This window comes from Psychrobacillus lasiicapitis (genome assembly GCF_006861795.1).
GTDB lineage: Bacteria > Bacillota > Bacilli > Bacillales_A > Planococcaceae > Psychrobacillus > Psychrobacillus lasiicapitis.
In genome coordinates this window covers 44,558-65,678 of the sequence record NZ_VDGH01000012.1, presented here as the reverse complement: position 1 = coordinate 65,678, position 21,121 = coordinate 44,558, and the positions used below count along the sequence as shown (strand labels likewise).

Genomic DNA, 21,121 nt, shown 5'->3' with positions numbered 1-21,121 from the left:
CATCCTGAAATTATAGTATAATATTCTTAACATAGGATATCTATATAGAAAGTAGGCTCATAATTCCATGGGGAAAAATAGAAAAATCGGTATTCGGACAAAAATTATGTCTGGCTATTTATTGGTTATCATAATGGTCATATTTGCATTCTTTCTTGTAAATAAACAATTTGCTGTTGTACAAGCAGATAAAGATTATATAATGGGACATGATTTTGAAGTAACGACATTATCCCATCAAATAGAAAAATACGTACTTGATATGGTAAGGGGTCAAAGAGGTTATGTGATTACGGGGGAAGAAAATTATCTGCAGCCATATTATACAGGACAGATGGAATGGCAACATAGTTTCGATGAATTATATCGGTTAGTAGATGATCCCGGACAACAAGCAAAATTAATGACTATTAAAGATAATATCATTAAATGGGAAGACACAGTTGGAGCACCGATGATTAATCAAAAGAAACAAGAAAGTAATGGTGTTACTTCAAGTTATTTGGAAAATGATCAAGGCGGAGCGACTATAGATTTAATACGTAGCCAATTTGAAAACTTTAGAGAAGTTGAAACAGAATTCAGGCAGAAAAGAGCCGATGCATTAAACCAAAATATTGATACGTTAATCCAAGGATTAGTCACATTAGGTTTACTTGTATTTATCGTAGCTATTGTTATGTCTACATTGGTATCACGCTCGATTGTCAGAACAATGAATGAAGTAATAGCAACGATAAAAGATATTGCTACATTTACCAATACAAATGCACTAGACTTATCGAGAAGAATTACATTGAGATCACGAGATGAGATCAGGGAATTAGGGAATGCAACCAATGAGCTGCTGACAAATCTAGAGCTAAGAGAAATGCATCAGCAACGTATTAACAATACATTTAATTCCTACCAAGGTATTACTTCTATTGCTGAATTATGTAAAGCTTTTATATCCGCTATTTCAGAAGAAGCAAATTCATCATATGGGGCTATTTATGTAAGAGATTTTCGAAGTGATAAGCATCTTTTTGTGAAAAGCGCTACATTTGCAGATGGATTTGATACAGTAGGTAGAAGTCATTTTGAATTAGGTCAAGGCTTGATCGGAGAGTATGCACTTAAAAAAAGTATGCATGTTTTAAGTGATTTGGACGAATTCCAACTTATTCCTTCTGCGTTAGGGACTATTCCTCCGCAAGGAATGATTATTGCCCCAATTCTTTATGAGGGAGAAGTAATCGCTGTAATAGAAATACTGAGCTTGTGTAATTATTCTAAATCCGATCAACAATTTATAGAAGATGTTATAGAAAACTTTGGTATTACGTTAAATAGCGCGAAGGACCGAGAGGAGATAGAGCGTTTACTTACAGAATCCCAGACGATGACAGAGGAACTGCGTGTTCAGTCGGATGATTTACAAACACAATCAGAAGAGTTACAAATGCAATCAGAGGAATTGCAAACAATTAATGAAAAACTAGAAGAGCGTTCAAAAGAAGCAGAACTGAAATCAGTAGCTTTAAACCAGGCAAAAATAGAATTAGAAAAACAGGCTGAACAGCTCGTTTTAAGCTCTAAATATAAATCTGAATTCCTTGCAAATATGTCTCACGAGCTTCGCACTCCTTTAAATAGTATTTTAATCCTTTCTGAATTGATTGCTGAAAATGCTGGGGAGCAATCGAGAGGGGAGGAGGAGAAATTCGCTAAAGTTATCCATACATCAGGAAAAGATCTCTTAGCTTTAATCGATGATATTCTCGATTTATCTAAAGTTGAGGCAGGGAAAATGGAGATTATATATGGTGAAATGAATATCAATGATCTGCCGAATTATTTGGAAATGAACTTTAATCATGTTGCAGAGAAAAAAGGACTTTTGTTTAGTATTCTAAAGGGAGCAAACATCCCAAATATTTTCTGTACAGATGAAAAGATGATGCTTCAAATTTTAAAAAATCTCCTTTCCAATGCATTTAAATATACGGAAAAAGGTAGTATTTCAATAGAGATTAAAAACGTTCCAAACAAAGAATTACAACCAGCTTTTGCAGGAAAAGAGGCTGATTATTGGATTTCGTTTTCGATAAAAGATAGTGGTATAGGTATTCCAAAAGAGAAGCACCAATTAATATTTGAAGCATTCCAACAAGCAGATGGTGCTACTATGAGGAAATATGGTGGAACCGGTCTTGGGTTATCGATTTGCCAAGAATACGCAAAGCATTTAGGTGGGTATGTAACTTTAGAGAGCGAAGAGGGAGTAGGTAGTACTTTTACATTGTATCTTCCAAGCTTGTCTACAAAATTAGGGAAAGAGGATGTCCTGTTAACTGCACTTGAGGAAGTTGCCGGATCTTCATTAGATGAAGAAGTATTTCCCTTAGAAACAGAAAATGCGAATTTGCTAGAAGAGAAGCAAAATGTCTTACAAGGGAAAAATGTATTGATCGTAGATGACGATTTACGCAATATTTTTGCTTTAGAAGCTGCTTTGAAACAAGAAGGTATGATGGTCTGTTCCGTAAATAATGGATTAGAGTGTCTGGAGATATTGGAAGAACAACCTTCTCTATTTGATATTATCCTGATGGATATTATGATGCCAAATATGGATGGGTATGAAACGATGCAGAGAATACGAGCAAATGAAGAGTTGATGGATATACCTATCATTGCCCTTACGGCTAAAGCGATGGAACGAGATCGCAAGAAATGTCTAGAGACAGGGGCTTCTGATTATGTAAGTAAACCTTTAGATTTAGAGCAACTACTATCTGTTCTAAGTGTCTGGGTTTCTAATGAATAGAAATGGATGATTAAATGTACAGTCAAGATGAAAACTTTAAAAAAGAACTCGAAGTAGACTTGCTATTGGAAACAATCTACCGTTTAACTGGTTATGATTTTAAACAGTATGTACGTGCTTCTATCATACGGAGAATTGAAAACAGAAGAAATATAGAGAACGCTCCAAATATTACAACGCTCATAGAAAGGGCGTTTCATGAACCTGGTTTTTTAGAGAAAATCATTGAAGGCTTTTCTGTTCCTGTAACGGAAATGTTCCGGGATCCTTCCTTTTTTAAAGAATTTAGAACGAATGTTGTTCCTATTCTTCGTAATTATCCAGAGATACGGATTTGGCATGCTGGCTGTGCAACAGGAGAAGAAGTGTTTTCCATGGCAATTCTACTGGAAGAAGAAGGTCTATTAGACAAAGCAACAATTTACGCGACAGATATGAGTAAAGTAGCCATAGAACAGGCAAGGCAAGGAATTGTCCCATTGAATAAAATGCAAAGCTACACGAAGAATTATCTTAAAGCCGGTGGGACTAAAGAATTTTCTATGTATTATAAAACAAATTCGCAAAATGTGTTTTTTGCGGAAAGACTTTTGAAGAATGTTATTTTTGCACAGCATAATTTAGTGACAGATCAATCGTTTAATGAGTTTCATGTAATTTTCTGCAGAAATGTATTGATTTATTTTAATCCTACACTTCAAAATAAAGTGCATGAATTATTTATCCAAAGTTTATCCCCAAATGGATTTCTTGGTTTAGGGAACAAGGAATCGTTAAGAATTAGCAAATACGCTGATTCCTATGAAGAGTTTTCAACAGAGGAGCCGTTATACCGAAAAAAGTAAAGCAGAGGCTATCTTTCAAGTCTAATTGACTGGAAGGATAGCCCTGCTTTTTTGTTTGTTAGGAAACTAAAGAGAAATAGAACAGATGGATAATTTTTTCAAGTAGTATAGGGGACTGTATATTTTATTTTAATCGTGGTTTAAGGAAACTGCGCGGTAGTGAATTGAATGAAGAGTCCGCTAGGATTTCGCTACAGGGTGGACGCTTTCCGCGGGCACGGCTTCCATCTCCTCGGAGCTCCCGCTCCTGCGGGGCTTTCAGCTCGTACTGTTCCCGCCGGAGTCGCCACCCCTTCGCTACAATCCAATAGAGTTTGTTATTTACTTCATAATCAGACACTAAATTTAGTACGATGTTGCATTTTCTATGGGTGGAAACCTTTGATTAGTCAGCAAGTTCTATTGATTGAAGCGCAAGGAGGCTCACCGCCCGCCCCGCGGTAAGCGTCCGCCTGGAGCGGAAATCAATTGCCTTTGCCGTATCTCTTTACGACTCAGTTTCCCTATTATGTGTGTTATTCTATTTTATCGTTCCCATGAGCTTGATTGGGCATGTGACAGGGGCTTTAACGCTTTTGTTCTACTTTTCTCATTTCGTTTTGATCATCAGCAAGCAAATATCATCTTTTTGATTGGACTGGTTAATATCGCTCAAAATCTTATGGAAGAGACATTCATCTTCTTTCCATTCTTGGCAGGTGATTGTTTGTAATTTTTCGAGTGCTTCCATTTCATCAATACCCTCCGACTCTATAATTCCGTCCGTGTAGAGAAGGAGCTGAATATCTCCGTTATAGGAAAGTTTAGATTTCCTTACATGAATCTCGTCAAACAAGCCTACTGCACAAGCCCCTCTTTCCATTGTAAGAAGCGTCCCATCCACTCGTAAAAATCCTGGAGGATGTCCAGCATTTACATATTCTATCTCTCTTTTTTCGGTATCGATGATTAAATAAATTGCAGTGAAATAATAATTTAAATTATTTTTATTATGTAAAGAAGTCATATAGCGATTTAGTTCTTTTATCACGAGTGCTGGATCTTCTAAGTTTTTTATTGCATCTCTTAATACCGAAGAAATGAACATGCTAACAAGAGAGGCGCTAATGCCATGGCCCATCATATCAAAGAGAATAATGCCATATCGATGATCGCTAAATTTATGCCAGTGGTACATATCTCCGGAGAGATTATCAGATGGAGAATGAAATACTTGAATACTCAAATGCTTGTCAATAGTAGAGTCATTTAAGAGACTACCTTGCACTTGCATGGCAAGTAATAGATCTTCCTGCATTTTCGCTTCCTGCTCTTTATTTCGATCTTTTTCAAATTTTAATCTTAAAGCAAGTCGAACTCTTGCCAAAAACTCTAACTTGTCGATCGGCTTGGTGACATAATCTGTTCCTCCAACCTCAAAAGCTTCTACTAGATGTCTAGAATCATTTAAAGCAGTCAGAAAAATAATAGGTATTTCTTTTAATCGCTCATCCTGCTGAATACGTCGACAAGCCTCTATTCCATCAATTTTTGGCATCATGATGTCTAATAATATAAGATCAACCATCGGTGCTGGCGCTTCTTTTTCATCCAATCTTAAGTATTGGAATAGTTCTTCCGCAGAATTTAAAGGATGACAATTTTCATAACCCGCTTTTTTTAGAATGCTTTCAATTACAAATAAGTTTACTGAATTATCATCTACCATTAGGATTGTCATCTCTATATATCCTCTTTTCATGAAATCTTTATTCTTACTATGATAGAACATAATGATGATAACAATCAACCAAGTAGGCTGAAAGAAGTTTATTTATTGAATAATTGAAGTAGGCCAGGTTAACCATTAACTCTCCGTTTTAACAGGGATAGGATATTTCAACGCATTTTTTATCATCTTTTGTTGCGCTGCTTCTTTTAAGTCGATGCCTAAAACATTCGCAAGTTGCAGTAAATATATAAAAACATCTGCTGCTTCATCTACAATTGCTTGCTTGTCTTTTTCAATTGCCTCTTCTGGTGACAACCACTGAAAATGTTCTAGTAGTTCACTAGCTTCTAAGGAGACTGATATGGCAAGGCTTCGTGCATTATGGTTTCTACCCCAGCCTCGCTCCTCACCAAATTTAAGTATTTTTTCCGTTAGTTCTTTCATAATAATCTCCTCTCTTTGCTAAAAACTAGGATTCTTGGTTATTCATTGCTTATTTAAAAAAGCACTTCCTTACTATATTTTACTACTTAAAGCGAAGATTTTTTAAAATAATAAAATCGTATTTAGTTATACAGCGAAGATTTTCAGTATTCAGAATGTTGAGGAATCACGTTTGACTTTGAAAGGGGGTTCATTTAAACTTTTTACTAAATCGGTTTAGGAAGACTTAAGGAAATAATTACTAGACTCTGATATAGAGAGAAAGCAAGAAGAAAGGGGATTGTATGATAACTATTTCAAAGATTTTAACAGAAATGAAAGATGTTTGTACAAACGTAAAAGAAAAAGAATACAGGCAATTAGTAGATTTGTTTAAAAAGGATATTCGCTTTTTTTTCACTGGTGAAGGTAGATCCGGGCTTATTGCCAAAGTAATTGCCATGAGATTAATGCATAGTGGTAAAACGGTATTTGTTCTAGGAGAAACAACGACTCCAGCAATTAAGGAAAGAGATGTACTTATCGTCCTTTCAGGCTCGGGTAGGACTGCAAATACGTTAAATGTTTTAGAAGGTGCTTCAAAAGTAGGTTCACAAATATTTATGATAACGACAAATACAGAAGTACTTGCTCAGTACAATGGATTAATTATTCCAGCAGCGACAAAATACCGCTTGCCAAATGAACCAGAAACGATTCAACCTTTGGGCAATCAATTCGACCAGGCTGCCCATATCATTTTAGATGCAGCCATTATTGATAGTCTTGATAGTTTGCAAACCAACGACACATTGAAAAACAAACATAGCAATTTAGAATAGGAGATTGATTATGTCAACAATTACATTAAATCATGAAGAAGCTAAGCAATATGCTATCAATAAATTAGTGGGTGCAGGTCTAATAGAAGCCCACGCAGAAAAAGTAGCAGAAATTCTTATTCACGCTGATTTGAGAAACGTTAACTCACATGGAGTATTAAGAACAGAACATTATGTGAATCGTTTAAAAGCTGGGGGCATCAATCCAAACGCAAACATTACATTCAATCAAACAGCACCTACAACAGGTATCGTAGATGGTGACAATGGTTTTGGACATGTCATTGGTGACTTTGCAATAGAAAAGGCAATACAAATGGCAAAAGAAAATGGTATCGGTATGGTTACGGTGATGAATAGTAGTCATTGCGGTGCACTAAGTTATTTCGTCCAAAAAGCAGCTGAAGCTAATTTAATAGGAATAGCAATGTCTCACACAGATAAAATTGTAGTTCCATTCGGTGGAAAACATTCTTTTTTAGGAACAAATCCAATTGCATATGGAATTCCTGCAAAGAAGCATAAACCATTCATCTTGGATATGGCAACGTCAACAGTAGCGCTCGGAAAAGTGTTGCAACATAAGGAAGAAGGGAAATCTATTCCTGAAGGATGGGGTGTCGATGAAAATGGACAGCCGGTAACAGATCCGAACAAGGTAGTTTCTTTAACACCTTTTGGGGGACCAAAAGGATATGGATTATCACTTATAGTAGATATATTTTCAGGGTTGCTGGCAGGAGCAGCATTCGGTCCACATATTGGAAAAATGTATGATGATTTAGATAAGAAACGTCATTTAGGGCATTATTTTTGTGTTTTCAATCCAACAAACTTTGTAGACTTAGAAACATTCTTAGCTAGAATGGATCAAATGATAGACGAATTGCATGAATCAGAACCAGCTCCAGGATATTCGAAGGTTTACATACCAGGTGAAATAGAACAACAAAATGAAGAGAGCAATCGAGTGAATGGAATTACAATTGCAAAAAGTGTTTATGATTACTTAACGGATTAATTAATAGTGGAATATAACAATTACGCTTGATAGTAAGGTATAGAGGTGTCGAATGAGTAAGGTGAAAATTCAATTAGCTTTAGATCGTATGACGATAGAAGAATGTATAGCCCTTGTTGAACAAACGAAGGATTATATCAACTGGATTGAAATTGGGACAGGTGTTATAAAAGAATACGGGATGACTGCTGTCCGCAAAATGCGAGAACGTTTTCCTGAAAAAACAATTGTTGCTGATATGAAAACATGTGATGCTGGGCGACATGAAAGTTTACAAGCTTTTAAATCAGGTGCTAATGTTACGACGGTTATGGGCTTTTCTCCAAATGCCACAATAAAACAATGCTTGGAAGTTGCCACTGAGAAAAGTGGGGAAGTAATGATTGATTTGCTCGGTATAGAAAGTGCGGACCGAGTAAGAGAAATTCACTCACTTGGGGCTCGACTTTTCTGTTTGCATGTCGGAAAAGACATGCAACAAGACGGACAACTTGCGACGTCTAAATTATTACAACTTGTGGAAGGATTGGATGATAATCAGATTGCAGTTGCTGGTGGAGTAAATGATGAAATCACACCTAGCTTGCTGAAAGCAGGAGTGGAGGTTATTATTGTCGGGAGCTTTATTACTGGAAGTACAAATCCAGAGTTTAGCGCAACACTACTTTCTAATATTATTGATGAATACAAGCAGGTATAATTTTCGAAGCCATTACTCAGTGTATTGAGTAATGGTTTTTGCTGTTTAAATAGATTAGTGAATATCATGCAAAAAACTCACTCTTTGAGTCCCATAAATTAGTATAATAAGATTTATAAGAACATAGGCAGGGATATATATGAATTTACGAGGAATATTGTTACTTATTTTTTTATTTCAAACAATCATTAATGCTACGAGACCGGTTATTACACTATCAGCTGATGAATTGGGAGCTTCTATTTTTCTGATAGGTATTTTAACATCATCGTTTGCATTTTTACCACTGATCTTTTCTATTCATGCAGGTAAAATAATTGATAAATTTGGAAACCGTATGCCAATTATTTTTGGTTTTGTAGTTTCTATTGTTGGAATGATTATTCCCACTCTTTACTCAGCCGTATGGTCACTATTTGCGAGTCAATTGTTATTAGGTCTTGCAAATATTTGTATACCTATTGCTTTGCAGAATCAATTAGGACATCAATCTACGCCTAAAAATAGAGACTATTTTTTTAGTATGTTTAGTTTATGCGTTGCTTTAGGAGCTGTTATTGGTCCTCTAGTTGGCGGTTATTTATCCGAACATATATCGTTCCAAGTAGTATACATTTTTTGTATAGTTGTTGGTGTTATTTCGATTGTATTTTCATTTGGAATTCCAAAGGCTGCAGAAAAAATTAGCAGACCTCCTACAAAATTAGTTGATTCTTTCAAGCTATTTGAAAATCCGCTTGTGAGAAAAGCATTATTTTCAAGTGCATTGGTGTTATATTCGAAAGATATCTTTGTGGCATATTTCCCTTTGTTAGGAAAGCAAATGCATTTATCCACTTCTGCAATTGGATGGATAATCGCATTACAAGGGCTTGCTACAATGTTTGTCCGCTTTATATTGCCAAAGTTGCTAGAAACATACAAGCGAGATACGGTGCTGTTTATGTCAATTTTAGTAGCTGGAATAGCATTTCTCTTATTGCCTTTCAGTCATTCAGTATACTTGATTGCTTTATTGGCAATTGGAATGGGCCTTGGCTTAGGCTGTGGACAACCTATTTCCATGACGACTACCTATAATGCGTCTCCTCCTGATCGAACAGGGGAGGTATTAGGACTTCGAATTGCTACGAACCGTTTTTCTCAGTTAATCGCACCAACCCTTTTTGGAGTAATTGGTGGTTCTATAGGAATGATAGGAATTTTTCTATTCAGTGGAGTATTTTTAGTAGGAGGTTCCTTGTTTTTTAGAAAGCACGAGGAATAATTTGAAATCAGAAAGGAAGATAGCTTGTGGTAAACGAATTAATAGAAGTCTACGGCACCTATAGTATACCAGAGGAAGTATATCGACTGATTCAGCTTGAAATGAATTTACAGAAGGAAGGGTTATCCCTTGATACTATAGGATTCATACCAATTACCGATTACTATTATTACTCTATAACACCACCAGACTTAATTCCCTTTGCATCAACAGGTGGAAATGGGATTCATTTTGGTTTTTTAACCGACTTTCATGATGTGCGTGTTTTGAAGGACGCTCCAATTGTGTGTGTATCACCAACAAATGATCCACCTGTTAGATATATAGCAAGGAACTTCGAAGAGTTTATCCCGCATTAACGGGAAGTAAGACTCAGACTTCAAGATTTAGATAAAGCGATAAGATAAGTGGAGATCAACTGCCCGTAAAAGCCCGATTGGTTCAACTAACAATCAGTGGGGGATGAAGAAAACCCCAACTGATTGAAGTTTCACTTTATAAATTTAACAGTTTCAGTGCCCTATGTGGAGCTGCTAGAACAATTTTGTACTGTACAAGATAAAAACGAGATGAACGAAATAATTCGAGAAAATGCTAGAGATCTATCTAATACTTTACAAATAGAGCGTGAGCATATATTTAAACGATTGCAACAAACGTTCGACGCTAAATCTGTGGATGTTTTACGTTATATGGAGCAAGCAAAAATGGAGAGAGAAAATAAAGTGTCTTTAGCGACATTAGATGGACTCGGGATAATTGGTAGTAATAGCGGTCGTAGTTATTCGTTTGCAAAAGATCGAAACGTTGGTAAGAAAGAAATTGAGCGAATGCAGTCCTTTTTAAATGCTGCAAATAAAGAAGAGAAGTTAGCGTTTGTACGTGATGCGAACTACTGGTACATTTTAGCACCTGATTACGATGAAGCTGTCATGAATTTAATGATTCATTTACTACAATCATTAAAGTTAATAGATGAGGCAGATAGAGTATTATTGAAAATTTAGTTTAACTCATAAAACTTTCGCGTTAAGGTAAAAGTAAAGTCCATGTTTTCAGCCATCCTTTTGTTTGAAAAGGATGGCTTCATTACTTAATCTTTATTAAAAAATACATATCGGTCCACTTGTATAAAATTGCATAGCGACATATTAGAGGGTTCTTGAAGATTTTCAAATTTATCTAGGATCTTTGTTATATTTACTAATTCACTTTCCTCCATTTTATATTCCAACACATATTGATATAGGTGAGGTTTAGGTTCTGATATTGAAACAATCGAACCAATAAACTTTACGTTATTATTTAGAATCTTTGTTTTTAACTCTAAAATAATCGCATGATTGACCGCTAATTTTATATCTGATAAAAATTTCAATCTTTTTGTGCAAACCTCTTCTATTAGAACATCTATTGTCCCTAAATCCACTTTATTCCCACGAATTTGCGTTAGAGTCATTGTTGCTTTTAAAGGATTTCCTAATATTATTTGGAAACCTTTGGCGTTGCTTGTGAATTTCTCCTCTTTGGCTTTCATTTCTTCAGGTATCAATTTCCCTTTATTCAATAGTTTTTCAAACTCTGTTGCAGGGACTGGTTTTGAGAATAAATAACCTTGGATGGAATTACAATTATAATTGTTTAATACTTTCAATTGGTCCGTAGTCTCTACACCTTCTGCTACAACTTCCATTTTTAATTGCTGAGCTAATTGAATAATAGTGTTAGTGATGAAATTGGAATCATCCGTTTCAAAAGAAGTTAAATCATTAATAAATGTGCGATCGATTTTAAGGATATCTATTAACCCCTTAAACCTTTTCAAGGAAGAGAGAGAAGAGTAGCCTGTACCAAAATCATCTAGCGCTACTTTAATACCTAGACGCTTCAATTCTTCTAGAACAGAGAATACGACTTTTTCATTCTCTAATAGTGAAGATTCCGTAATCTCTATTTCCAAATATTTGGATTCCAAGTTTGTCTCCTCTAATATTTGCTTCACATTTGTAATTAAACTTCTTTCTAAAAAGCGATTTGCCGACAAATTAACGGAAATAGGAACTTTAGGCAAGCCGGATTCTTGCCATAACTTCATTTGAAGGCAAGCTGTCCGTTTTACCCAATCTCCAATTTCAACAATAAATCCCGTCTCCTCCGCTAAAGGGATAAATTCATCAGGTGACACAAGTCCCCATTCTGGATGATTCCAGCGAATGAGTGCCTCAGCACCAACAATTTCATAGGTTTTAGGGCAAACTTTTGGTTGGTAGTATAGCTCTAATTGTCCCCGTTCAATTGCATATCGTAGACTAGATTCTAAAGAAAAGATCTTAAACGTTTGGGCATTTAAAGAAGAAGAATATACTTGGAAATTGTTTTTTCCTAATTCTTTAGCTTTATATAATGCTGAATCGGCATTTTTCATTAATGTAAGAGAGTTTTCTCCGTCATGTGGATAAATACTTATTCCAATACTCGTTGTAATAAAAAGATTATAATTCTCTACAAGAAATGGTTTATCTAGTGATTCAATTATATTTTTCGAACGCTCTTTTGCTTGTTGTGTATAAAAATCCGTCAACAGAACACCGAATTCATCTCCTCCGAGTCGAGCTATAACTGCGTTTTCACCGAGACAATGCTTTAGTCTACTTGCAATTTGTATAAGTAAATTATCCCCTAGTGTATGACCAAGTGTGTCGTTGATATATTTAAAGCGATCTAAATCCAAATACATTACAGCAACTTTTTGATTTAACGTATTCCCAACAATTATCGCTTGTTCGAGCTTTTCTTGAAATAGTTTCCTGTTTGGTAATCCGGTTAATGGATCATAATTTGCTAAGTAGGTATTTAACTGTAGTGCTTTCATATGATCTGTTATATCTTTTGCTATTCCAAAGGCACCTTGGATATCCCCGTCCAAGTAAGCAGGTATTATGGTTAAATTGATGTCCAATAAATGTCCCATTTTATGTATGAACTTCATATTCATATTTTGAGGATTACCGGAAAGTACTTTATGGAATGCCTCTTTGTGCATCTGTTCATAATTTAGAGGGAGCAATGATCCAATGGAGTTTATTTCATCATGATTAGTAAAACCAAGCTTTTGGAAAAACACATCGTTCATTTTTTTTAGATATCCTGATGCATCTATAAAATATACAATATCTGGATTAAATTCAAATAAAGATTGATAAAAAGTATGGCTATCAAAATTGTATTCCATTTTTTCCACCCTTTCTGTTTTATAGTAACTTTGAATCTTTTTTTGTTATTCTATATTAGGTATTTGAATCTATTAATTTGTATAGAAAATTGAATATGGGCGGGAATTATTATTATCTTTAATAATATTGTAAAGTAATACACTAATACAGTAAATAACACAAAACATAAAATGTAGTACATTTTTATGATGTTTACACTAGTTTTAAGTTGGCTTGAAAATTAAGAAAATAATCTATTTTAAAAGTGAAGCATACATAGTATAGTCTTAATAATATATCTGAAAAAAGGTAGTGAGAATATTGAAGTATCATGTTACAGCAAAGGATGTTGCAAAGCTTGCGGGTGTTTCCCAATCCTCCGTATCGAGAGTTTACTTTGAAGGGGCATCGGTTTCTAACAAAACTCGTGAGAAAGTATTAGCAGCAGCGAAAGAATTAGGGTATAGGCCAAATGAATTTGCAAGAAGCCTCATTACGAACCGCACAAAAATTATCGGATTGGTGATGAAAGGTATTCATAATCCTTTCTATCCAGAAGTTTTAAAGCAATTTACAACAGCGTTTAATAAACTTGGTTATAGCATTTTGTTTGTATCTACAAACAATGATGAAATACAGAAAGAAGATATCGACATGTTAAGAAATTATAATGTTGCTGGAGTAATTATTACAGATGCTTCTCTGTCGTTGAATGTGACCGAAGATTTTAAAGAGAATCAAGTCCCCCTTGTCCTTTTTAATCGTAAAATAGATAACGATCAATTCTATTCGGTTTGTTGTAATAACTTGGATGCAAGTGAAAAAATTGCGAAGTATTTAATCGAAAAGGGTTGTTCGAAAGTAGCATATATTGCAGGGAATGCAAATACATCTACGAGTAGAGATAGAGAAAAAGGGTTCACTTCCATAATTGAAAAAAATAATGTAACACTTAACAAATATACTTCTGATTATACATATGAAGGTGGCTATAAAACGGCGAAAAAAATTATTGCAGAAAAGGAAGTACCAGAAGGGATTTTTGTGGCAAATGATATTATGGCCCTTGGCGTTGTAGATGCATTAAGAGAAAATTCCATTATGATTCCAGCTGAAACAAAAATAGTGGGATTCGACAATATAGAAATGGCTTCATGGCCAACTTATAATCTAACGACTTGGGAGCAGCCAATTACAAAAATGGTTGAACAAACTGTAAATTATCTAATGACTGAAATGGTTGAATTCTCAGGATATACTGAAAGCGTTGAAGTCAATGGAGCATTAATTGTGCGAAAAACTACATAATTTTTATTGACTTGTCACTGAATTTAGAATAATCTACTCGTAAGGATATTTTGCATACGTATGCAAAAACGAAATGAATGCGTTTACAATCTAAAGGAGGAATAAATAATGGTCAAAGTATTAAAAGCAGGTAAATCTCAAGAAGAGGTTAGTGCAAACGATTTAAAGGTTTCTCAAATAGTATCAGAGGCATTGAAAGACGTTGAAGTAAGAGGAGACCAAGCAGTTCGTGAATTATCTGATAAATTCGATAAATGGTCACCGGAATCATTTCGTCTTTCTGAATCTCAAATAAATGAAATAGTTTCCCAAGTTCCACAAGAAGTAATAGAAGATATTAAATTTGCACAAAAAAATATTCGTGAATTCGCAGAAGCACAACTTGCTTCTATGCATGACGTGGAAGTGGAAAATATTCCAGGTGTTATTTTAGGTCATAAAAATATCCCGGTAAACAGTGTAGGTTGTTATATTCCGGGCGGTCGTTACCCAATGGTAGCATCTGCACATATGAGTGTTTTAACTGCTAAAGTTGCTGGAGTTAAACGTGTAATCGCTTGCACACCACCGATAAATGGAGAAATTCCGCATGCTACAATCGCTGCTATGTCTTTAGCTGGGGCAGATGAAATTTACCTTTTAGGAGGAATTCAAGCGATGGCTGCAATGGCAATTGGTACTGAAACAATCGAATCAGTAGATATGATTGTAGGGCCTGGGAATGCTTTCGTTGCAGAAGCAAAACGTCAACTATATGGCCGTGTAGGAATCGACTTATTTGCCGGTCCTACAGAAACATTAGTAGTTGCAGACCATACGGCAGATGCTGAAATGGTTGCAACGGATATTCTTGGTCAAGGAGAGCACGGTCCAACTTCTCCAGGAGCGCTTATAACAACTTCTGAGAAACTAGCAGAAGAAACAGTGAAGGAAATTGAACGCCAATTAGAAACACTTCCAACAGCAGATGTTGCGCGCGTTTCTTGGGAAGATTACGGTCAAATTCTATTAGTAGATTCTATTGAAGAAGCTCGAATTGAAGCAGATCGTCTAGCATTTGAACATGTTGAAATTTTAACGGAAGATCCAAATTACTTCCTTGAAAATATGACGAACTATGGTTGCCTATTCTTAGGACCTGAAACAAATGTAGCTTACGGAGACAAAGTAATTGGTACGAATCATACATTACCTACAAAAGGTGCAGCACGTTACACTGGCGGTCTCTGGGTAGGTAAATTTATCAAAACCGTTACGTATCAAAAAGTTACGCCTGAGGCAAGTGCTTACATTGGGGAATATGCAGCTCGTTTATGTCAATTAGAAAACTTCGCAGGACATGCTGAACAAGCATTACTACGTGTAAGAAGATACGGTAACAAATAATTGACTTATTCTCGTGGGGAAACTCCCCCACGAGAATAAACCAAAGCTTCTGGCGGTGTCACAGATTTTAAACGCCAAGGCGAATTAGATAAAGGCTTACTGGGGGAAAAGTTATGTTAGGGATGATTGGTTTATTTGGTGGCTTAGCACTGCTGATTTATTTAACGATGAAGGGGATGAACCTTCTTATTGCCGCCCCGCTCATGGCACTGTTAGTGGCAATTTTAAATGGCTTACCAATTTTTCCGCAGCTCGCGGAAGAAGGTGCAGCAAACTTTTTAACGAATTATATGTCAGGGTTTACTGGTTTTATAGGTTCTTGGTATTTAATGTTCTTAGCAGGAGCAATTTTTGGTAAAGTAATGGAAGATAGCGGAGCGGCAGAAAGCGTTTCACAATGGATTGTTGGCAAAATTGGTATGAAACGTGCGGCGTTAGCTGTTGTTATTGCCTGTGCTGTATTAACTTATGGTGGAGTTAGCTTATTCGTTGTTGCGTTCTCTGTTTATCCAATGGCGTTAAGCTTGTTTAAACAAGCTGATCTGCCAAGACGCTTTATACCAGCGGCGCTTGGTTTTGGTTCTACAACTTTTACAATGACTTCAGCGGGTTCTCCTGAAATTCAAAACTGGATCCCGATTGAATTTTTAGGGACAACTCCATATGCTGGTTGGGAAGTAAGTTTTATCGTTGCTGTATTCATGATGGCTTTTGGTTACTGGTGGCTAAAAAAAATGATTACCAAAGCCATGTCTCAAGGAGAGAGATTTGTTGGTAGAGATACAGATGAAGAAGCGGTTACTCGTTCGGAGCTGCCGGACCCATTACTAAGTATGGTTCCTTTACTTGTTGTATTAGCCATTTCATTTTTCTTCCACAATACTTTAGGAACTTCAGCTCTAATCATTGCTTTAAGCGGTGGTATTATAGCTACTTATCTAATCAACAGAAAATATTTCCATAATATTGGTAAGGCATTTGGTGAGGGGGCTTTAGGAGCTGTTATAGCCATTGCAAATACAGCGGCTGTTGTAGGTTTCGGTGGAGTCGTAAAAGCTACACCTTCCTTCACATCGGCTGTTGACTTTATGACGGATATTCCAGGTAGCCCACTAATTGGCGGAGCACTTGCAGTAGCAGTTATTGCAGGTCTTACTGGATCTTCTTCAGGTGGACAAGCAATTGCATTACCACTTTTAGCACCTCATTATATTGATTTAGGAGTTAACACAGAGGCGTTGCACCGCTCAGTTGCAATTTCTTCTGGATCACTTGATTCATTGCCACAAGGTGGATATGTTGTAACTACAATCCGTTCAATTTGTGGTGAAACACACAAAGATGCATATCCTGCATTTGGGGCATTAACAGTAGTAGTGCCGTTACTAGGTGTTATTTTAGCTGTTATATTATTCTCATTCGGCTTAGGAATTTAAGAAATAGAAGTAAACACATGCCCAACAAACTATATGCTTTAAAGTTTGTTGGGCATTTTTCATTATACATAACAAACATGAAGGGGATGTGGAGTATATGGAAAACGTATCAATTATTGGCTGTGGGACAATGGGACATTCAATTGCACTGTCTGCTGCTTGGGCAGGACAATCAGTAAAGGTTTATGGTATTAATGATAAAGACTTGGAAAATGCAGAAAAAGGCTTACATAATAAATTAAAAGTTATGACAGATAACGATGTTTTTGATAAAGCTACAGCGAAACAGATTAGAGAGAAAATAGTATTATCCACTTCATTAGAAGAAACGATTGCAGGTTCTACTTTTATCTTTGAAGTTATTCCAGAAATGTTGGACATGAAAAAAGAAATGTATAAAAAAATTGAAAGTATGATTAGTGAAGAAGTAGTTATTGCAAGTAATACTTCTGGATTTAAACCAAGCTTACTAGCAGAAGAGATGCAATATCCAAATCGTTTTGTTGTCACTCATTTTTGGAATCCGGCACACTTAATTCCTTTGGTAGAAATCGTAAAAGGGGAAAAAACGGATGAACAAACAGTAGAACGAGCAATGCAAATGATCAAAGATATGAATAAACAGCCAATATTACTTAACAAAGAGATTCCAGGATTCATCGGAAACCGTTTACAATATGCTTTGTTCCGTGAAGCGCAGTCTTTACTAGATGCAGGCGTTGCAACAAAAGAAGACATTGATGCAGCGGTAACATATAGTATTGGACGCCGTTTGCCGGTAACAGGTCCGTTAATGACGGCCGATATGGGTGGACTTGATGTATTTTCAGCAATTTCCAATTATTTATTTGAAGATTTAAGTACGGATCAGAAGTCAGGCACGGTACTTTCGAATCTAGTTGAAGAGAATAAATTGGGAGATAAAAACGGAGAAGGTTTTTATACTTGGGATGCCGATTTCTCAGAGCAGAAAAATGCGGAGCGTGAGCAAACGCTTATTCATTTCTTAAAAAATGATATAAAAAGAAATGAGGGAAAATAATGGAAACATTCTTCTCTGAATTAGCCAATAAAACAGTTATCGTTACCGGTGGAAGTAAAGGCATTGGAAAAGATATTGCACTCACTTTTGCTAAATTGAACGCCAATGTAGTTATTTCCGGACGAAGTGAAAAAGCTTTGAATGAGGCGCTCAGCGAGTTACATGCATTCAATGAAAATTGTATTGCTGTGCAAGGAGATATGAGTGATATTACCGTAGTGAAGGATTTAATCGACCAAGCAGCAAGCCGATTTGGAACGGTAGATGTGCTCGTAAATAATGCAGGTGTGAATATCGCAAAGCCAGCAATGGAAGTAACGGAAGAAGACTGGGATACTGTGCTCGATTTGAATTTGAAATCTGCGTTTTTTGCTAGTCAAGCAGCTGCAAAATATATGCTTGCTCAAAAAAGTGGAAAAATTATTAATATAGCTTCTCAAATGGCGTTTGTTGGCTATTATAAACGAGCGGCATATTGTTCAAGTAAAGGTGGGCTCGTTCAAATGACGAAGGCTTTAGCTGTTGAATGGGCGAAGCTGGGTATTAAAGTGAATGCAGTAGCACCTACATTCGTGGAAACTGAGTTTACGGAAAAGATGTTTGCGGATGAAGCATTTAAAAAGGATGTGGACAGCCGTATTTTATTAGAAGGGCTATCCAAACCGGAAGATGTATCCGGAGCAGTTCTATATTTAGCTTCTAATCTAGCTAACTTTGTAACAGGCGAAACGTTAAAAGTAGATGGTGGATGGACTTCTATTTAATATGAAATAGGTATATTGCTTTGAAAAGTGCTCTTAAAGTCAATGACTCAAGAGCACTTTATTTGTTAGTTGGAATTTTGATGCATTTAGTTGGAAAAACGAGAGGTTTAGTTGGAAAAAACGAGATTCTAGTTGTAATTTCCAGGAAAGTGGAAGTTATATGGAGAGGGGCATTTTCCTTGGAAGTATGTCCCAAGTCGTTCGTACCTTAATATTTCATGCGAAACATGATAAACTAAGACTTCAGCAAATTTTTAACTTATTGAAGGACGTGTTTTAATGATAGGTCGGAATGATCCATGCCCATGTGGGAGCGGAAAAAAATATAAAAAATGTTGTGAGTCAAAAGAGACCATTACAATAGAAGAGGTACAAACAGAAGAACTAGAACGTATTTTACAAACATTTTATGATGAATATCCGGAAAGAAAAGATATACCCGCATTCCAGGAACTAGTCGAAAAGTGGAATGATTCGTTAAAACAATACTTGGATATGGAAATGATTGAAGCCATCGTGCTTGATGAGTTTTTCTTCCATCACAAGCCAGAAATATGGACTAACTATTTAGAAAAACAACGGAAGAAAATCGTACGACCGTCTACATTGAATGCAATCAAACAGTGGAAGGAGCCACGTGTGTTCGTGGGCGAAGTAATAGACGTAGACGATCATTATATGACTGTAGTGCATATTTTGACGAAAGAAACGATTCGATTAAGACGCGAAGGCGAGAAACCAGTGCCGGTTGGTGTACATATGTATTGCTTCATCTTGCCAGATGGAACATCGAAAGAAGAACATTATTTAGCTATTTCTAGCTTAATCTTCTTCCCGACAGATCATCAAAACGTATTTGCCGATTTTGTTAGCCAGTTCGAAGCTCAGGATAAATTATCAGCTCCGGCATTTTTGAAGGAGAAGGCCACGACGTTATGGACTTTACTTGGAGAAAATGGGTACGAAGGCGGAGAATATACGCACTTTGAAGCTGGAGTACTTCAAGTAGCGATAGATTTTCTAGAGAAAAACAATAGAGACTATCAAAAGCTTTTAGAAATAGTGGAAGACTATTTAGTAGAACAGCAACCGAATGCACGTAAAGAAGTTGCGATTTCAGCAGGTGCTATTAGGTTCGGTCAGGAAAATGGTTTTTTTGAACCGCTAGACATGACAATTAAAGAAATTGCAGAATCATTTGAGGTATCCACTTCTTCATTGAACAAATACTATAATGAATTGAATTTGTATTATAAAAACTGGACTAGCTCCAAGTAAACTGAATAACTATCAACAGATAGAGTGTGGGAACCTTCATAATTCCCATACTCTATTTTTATGTTTAGCATTTTTAAAATAGGATAAACAAATAAAAACAATCGATAAATAAAAACAATCAAGGGAGAGATTGATATGACAAAGAAACCAACTGAAAATCGTGAAAAACAGGATATTGCTGGTCGTATATTAGATAACCCTGATTTGGTGAACACAGAAAAACAAAGTATTTTCGATAGAGATGAACAGATGAAAAACGTGGATCCAATTCCAGTAGAGGAATTAAATGAACAAGTAAAAGATGAAGAGGATAAAGACCATACAAAATCGACATCATCAAGCGAAAAACGCTATCCCGGGTAAGTATCCATATTCGATGTTTATCCATCATAAAAAATGGAGATAACTAATCTTACGGGTTAATTACGCAATAAGTGAGGAGAATTAGAATGAAAATTAAAAAGTATTCGATTATCGGAAGTGCATTGCTATCAACGACTCTTTTACTCGGCGCATGTGGCGATAAAGAAGAAGTGACAGATGCACCGACGAATAGTGATATGCAAAATGAATTTGGATTTCAATCCTTTGATTTAGATATAGATACAGCAGATCAAAAAGATGCAATTGATGCTTCGTTTGATATGGATGTATCCGAAACGGAAGCTGAATACGAAAATAAATTGGAATCTAAGAATTTGACAGGTGATGAGGCTTATGCTGAATTAGAACCGATTTTCAAAGATCTAGCTCTAACGAAAGATATGAGTAAAGAAGATGTGATTGAAAAGGTTTCGAAAGCTTTTGGAGTAGAGGAATATACAGAATTTGATTTGGAAATTGAATTTTCGGATGGCGACGATCAAGAATTTTCAGATCATAAATAAATGAAGGAAACAGAGTCGTGATTAAATTCACGGCTTTTTTTGTTGGTTAGGAAACCATATAGGATATAGGTATGCGGATAACTTGATTCAAATAGATAAGGAGTGCCATTTTTACCAGGTGTCCACCGTGATTTTCACTGCAGTCGTACGCTTTCCGCGGGTATGGCTTCAGCCTCCTCGTCGCTTG

At 36.0% G+C, this 21,121-nt stretch carries 19 protein-coding genes; 16 read left to right on the top strand and 3 right to left on the bottom strand.

Annotated elements, in window-relative coordinates; all coding sequences use genetic code 11:
• Positions 1-67 precede the first annotated feature (67 nt).
• Both FG382_RS18585 and FG382_RS18580 read left to right on the top strand, forming a co-directional pair.
• Positions 68-2,812 (top strand): response regulator, encoded by a 2,745-nt coding sequence (locus FG382_RS18585; RefSeq protein WP_142540395.1) that lies wholly within the window; start codon positions 68-70, stop codon positions 2,810-2,812.
• A 14-nt stretch (positions 2,813-2,826) separates the two neighbouring features.
• Positions 2,827-3,657: a CheR family methyltransferase gene (locus FG382_RS18580; protein WP_142540394.1), complete on the top strand. Its 831-nt coding sequence runs from the start codon at positions 2,827-2,829 to the stop codon at positions 3,655-3,657.
• 589 nt (positions 3,658-4,246) lie between these two features.
• Here the strand turns inward: FG382_RS18580 and FG382_RS18575 are convergent.
• A complete protein-coding gene (locus tag FG382_RS18575; protein ID WP_142540393.1) occupies positions 4,247-5,377 on the bottom strand; it encodes a SpoIIE family protein phosphatase in 1,131 nt (376 codons plus the stop codon).
• A 126-nt stretch (positions 5,378-5,503) separates the two neighbouring features.
• Positions 5,504-5,812 carry a nucleotide pyrophosphohydrolase gene (locus FG382_RS18570; protein WP_142540392.1) on the bottom strand — a complete coding sequence of 103 codons (309 nt, stop codon included), beginning with the start codon at positions 5,810-5,812 and terminating at the stop codon, positions 5,504-5,506.
• 284 nt (positions 5,813-6,096) lie between these two features.
• Here FG382_RS18570 and hxlB point away from each other — a divergent pair, with 284 nt between their 5' ends.
• The 6 genes from hxlB (at position 6,097) to FG382_RS18540 (ending at position 10,628) form a co-directional block, all read left to right on the top strand.
• A complete protein-coding gene (gene hxlB / locus FG382_RS18565; protein ID WP_142540391.1) occupies positions 6,097-6,633 on the top strand; it encodes a 6-phospho-3-hexuloisomerase in 537 nt (178 codons plus the stop codon).
• A 10-nt stretch (positions 6,634-6,643) separates the two neighbouring features.
• Positions 6,644-7,654, top strand: a complete 1,011-nt coding sequence (gene allD, locus FG382_RS18560) for an ureidoglycolate dehydrogenase (RefSeq protein ID WP_142540390.1) — start codon at positions 6,644-6,646, stop codon at positions 7,652-7,654.
• A 52-nt stretch (positions 7,655-7,706) separates the two neighbouring features.
• A complete protein-coding gene (gene hxlA, locus FG382_RS18555; protein WP_308421231.1) occupies positions 7,707-8,354 on the top strand; it encodes a 3-hexulose-6-phosphate synthase in 648 nt (215 codons plus the stop codon).
• Positions 8,355-8,493: 139 nt separating this feature from the next.
• Positions 8,494-9,621: an MFS transporter gene (locus tag FG382_RS18550; RefSeq protein ID WP_142540389.1), complete on the top strand. Its 1,128-nt coding sequence runs from the start codon at positions 8,494-8,496 to the stop codon at positions 9,619-9,621.
• 26 nt (positions 9,622-9,647) lie between these two features.
• Complete coding sequence (locus FG382_RS18545) at positions 9,648-9,980, top strand: SMI1/KNR4 family protein (protein ID WP_142540388.1); 333 nt, start codon at positions 9,648-9,650, stop codon at positions 9,978-9,980.
• A gap of 165 nt (positions 9,981-10,145) precedes the next feature.
• Positions 10,146-10,628 (top strand): hypothetical protein, encoded by a 483-nt coding sequence (locus FG382_RS18540; RefSeq protein ID WP_211356427.1) that lies wholly within the window; start codon positions 10,146-10,148, stop codon positions 10,626-10,628.
• Between the two features lie 86 nt (positions 10,629-10,714).
• On the opposite strand, the gene FG382_RS18535 is transcribed toward FG382_RS18540, so the two are convergent.
• Positions 10,715-12,853, bottom strand: a complete 2,139-nt coding sequence (locus tag FG382_RS18535) for a sensor domain-containing protein (protein ID WP_142540386.1) — start codon at positions 12,851-12,853, stop codon at positions 10,715-10,717.
• Positions 12,854-13,154: 301 nt separating this feature from the next.
• Between FG382_RS18535 and FG382_RS18530 the strand changes: the two genes are divergently transcribed.
• From FG382_RS18530 to FG382_RS18495, 8 genes are all read left to right on the top strand, one after another.
• Positions 13,155-14,141 (top strand): LacI family DNA-binding transcriptional regulator, encoded by a 987-nt coding sequence (locus FG382_RS18530; protein ID WP_170206580.1) that lies wholly within the window; start codon positions 13,155-13,157, stop codon positions 14,139-14,141.
• Between the two features lie 108 nt (positions 14,142-14,249).
• The gene (gene hisD, locus FG382_RS18525; RefSeq protein WP_142540384.1) at positions 14,250-15,527 is read left to right on the top strand and encodes a histidinol dehydrogenase; all 1,278 of its coding nucleotides are present in this window, start codon (positions 14,250-14,252) and stop codon (positions 15,525-15,527) included.
• A gap of 113 nt (positions 15,528-15,640) precedes the next feature.
• Positions 15,641-16,963, top strand: coding sequence for a GntP family permease (locus tag FG382_RS18520; RefSeq protein ID WP_142540383.1), 1,323 nt, complete (start codon positions 15,641-15,643; stop codon positions 16,961-16,963).
• A 97-nt stretch (positions 16,964-17,060) separates the two neighbouring features.
• Complete coding sequence (locus FG382_RS18515) at positions 17,061-18,005, top strand: 3-hydroxyacyl-CoA dehydrogenase family protein (RefSeq protein WP_142540382.1); 945 nt, start codon at positions 17,061-17,063, stop codon at positions 18,003-18,005.
• Positions 18,005-18,769, top strand: a complete 765-nt coding sequence (locus tag FG382_RS18510; RefSeq protein ID WP_142540381.1) for an SDR family NAD(P)-dependent oxidoreductase — start codon at positions 18,005-18,007, stop codon at positions 18,767-18,769. The genes FG382_RS18515 and FG382_RS18510 overlap by 1 nt, the downstream gene beginning before the upstream one ends.
• A 279-nt stretch (positions 18,770-19,048) precedes the next feature.
• The gene (locus FG382_RS18505; RefSeq protein WP_142540380.1) at positions 19,049-20,047 is read left to right on the top strand and encodes a YecA family protein; all 999 of its coding nucleotides are present in this window, start codon (positions 19,049-19,051) and stop codon (positions 20,045-20,047) included.
• Between the two features lie 135 nt (positions 20,048-20,182).
• On the top strand, positions 20,183-20,410 hold the full coding sequence (locus FG382_RS18500) for a hypothetical protein (protein WP_142540379.1): 228 nt from the start codon (positions 20,183-20,185) through the stop codon (positions 20,408-20,410).
• 86 nt (positions 20,411-20,496) lie between these two features.
• A complete protein-coding gene (locus tag FG382_RS18495) occupies positions 20,497-20,934 on the top strand; it encodes a YusW family protein (protein ID WP_142540378.1) in 438 nt (145 codons plus the stop codon).
• The last annotated feature ends 187 nt before the right edge of the window (positions 20,935-21,121 follow it).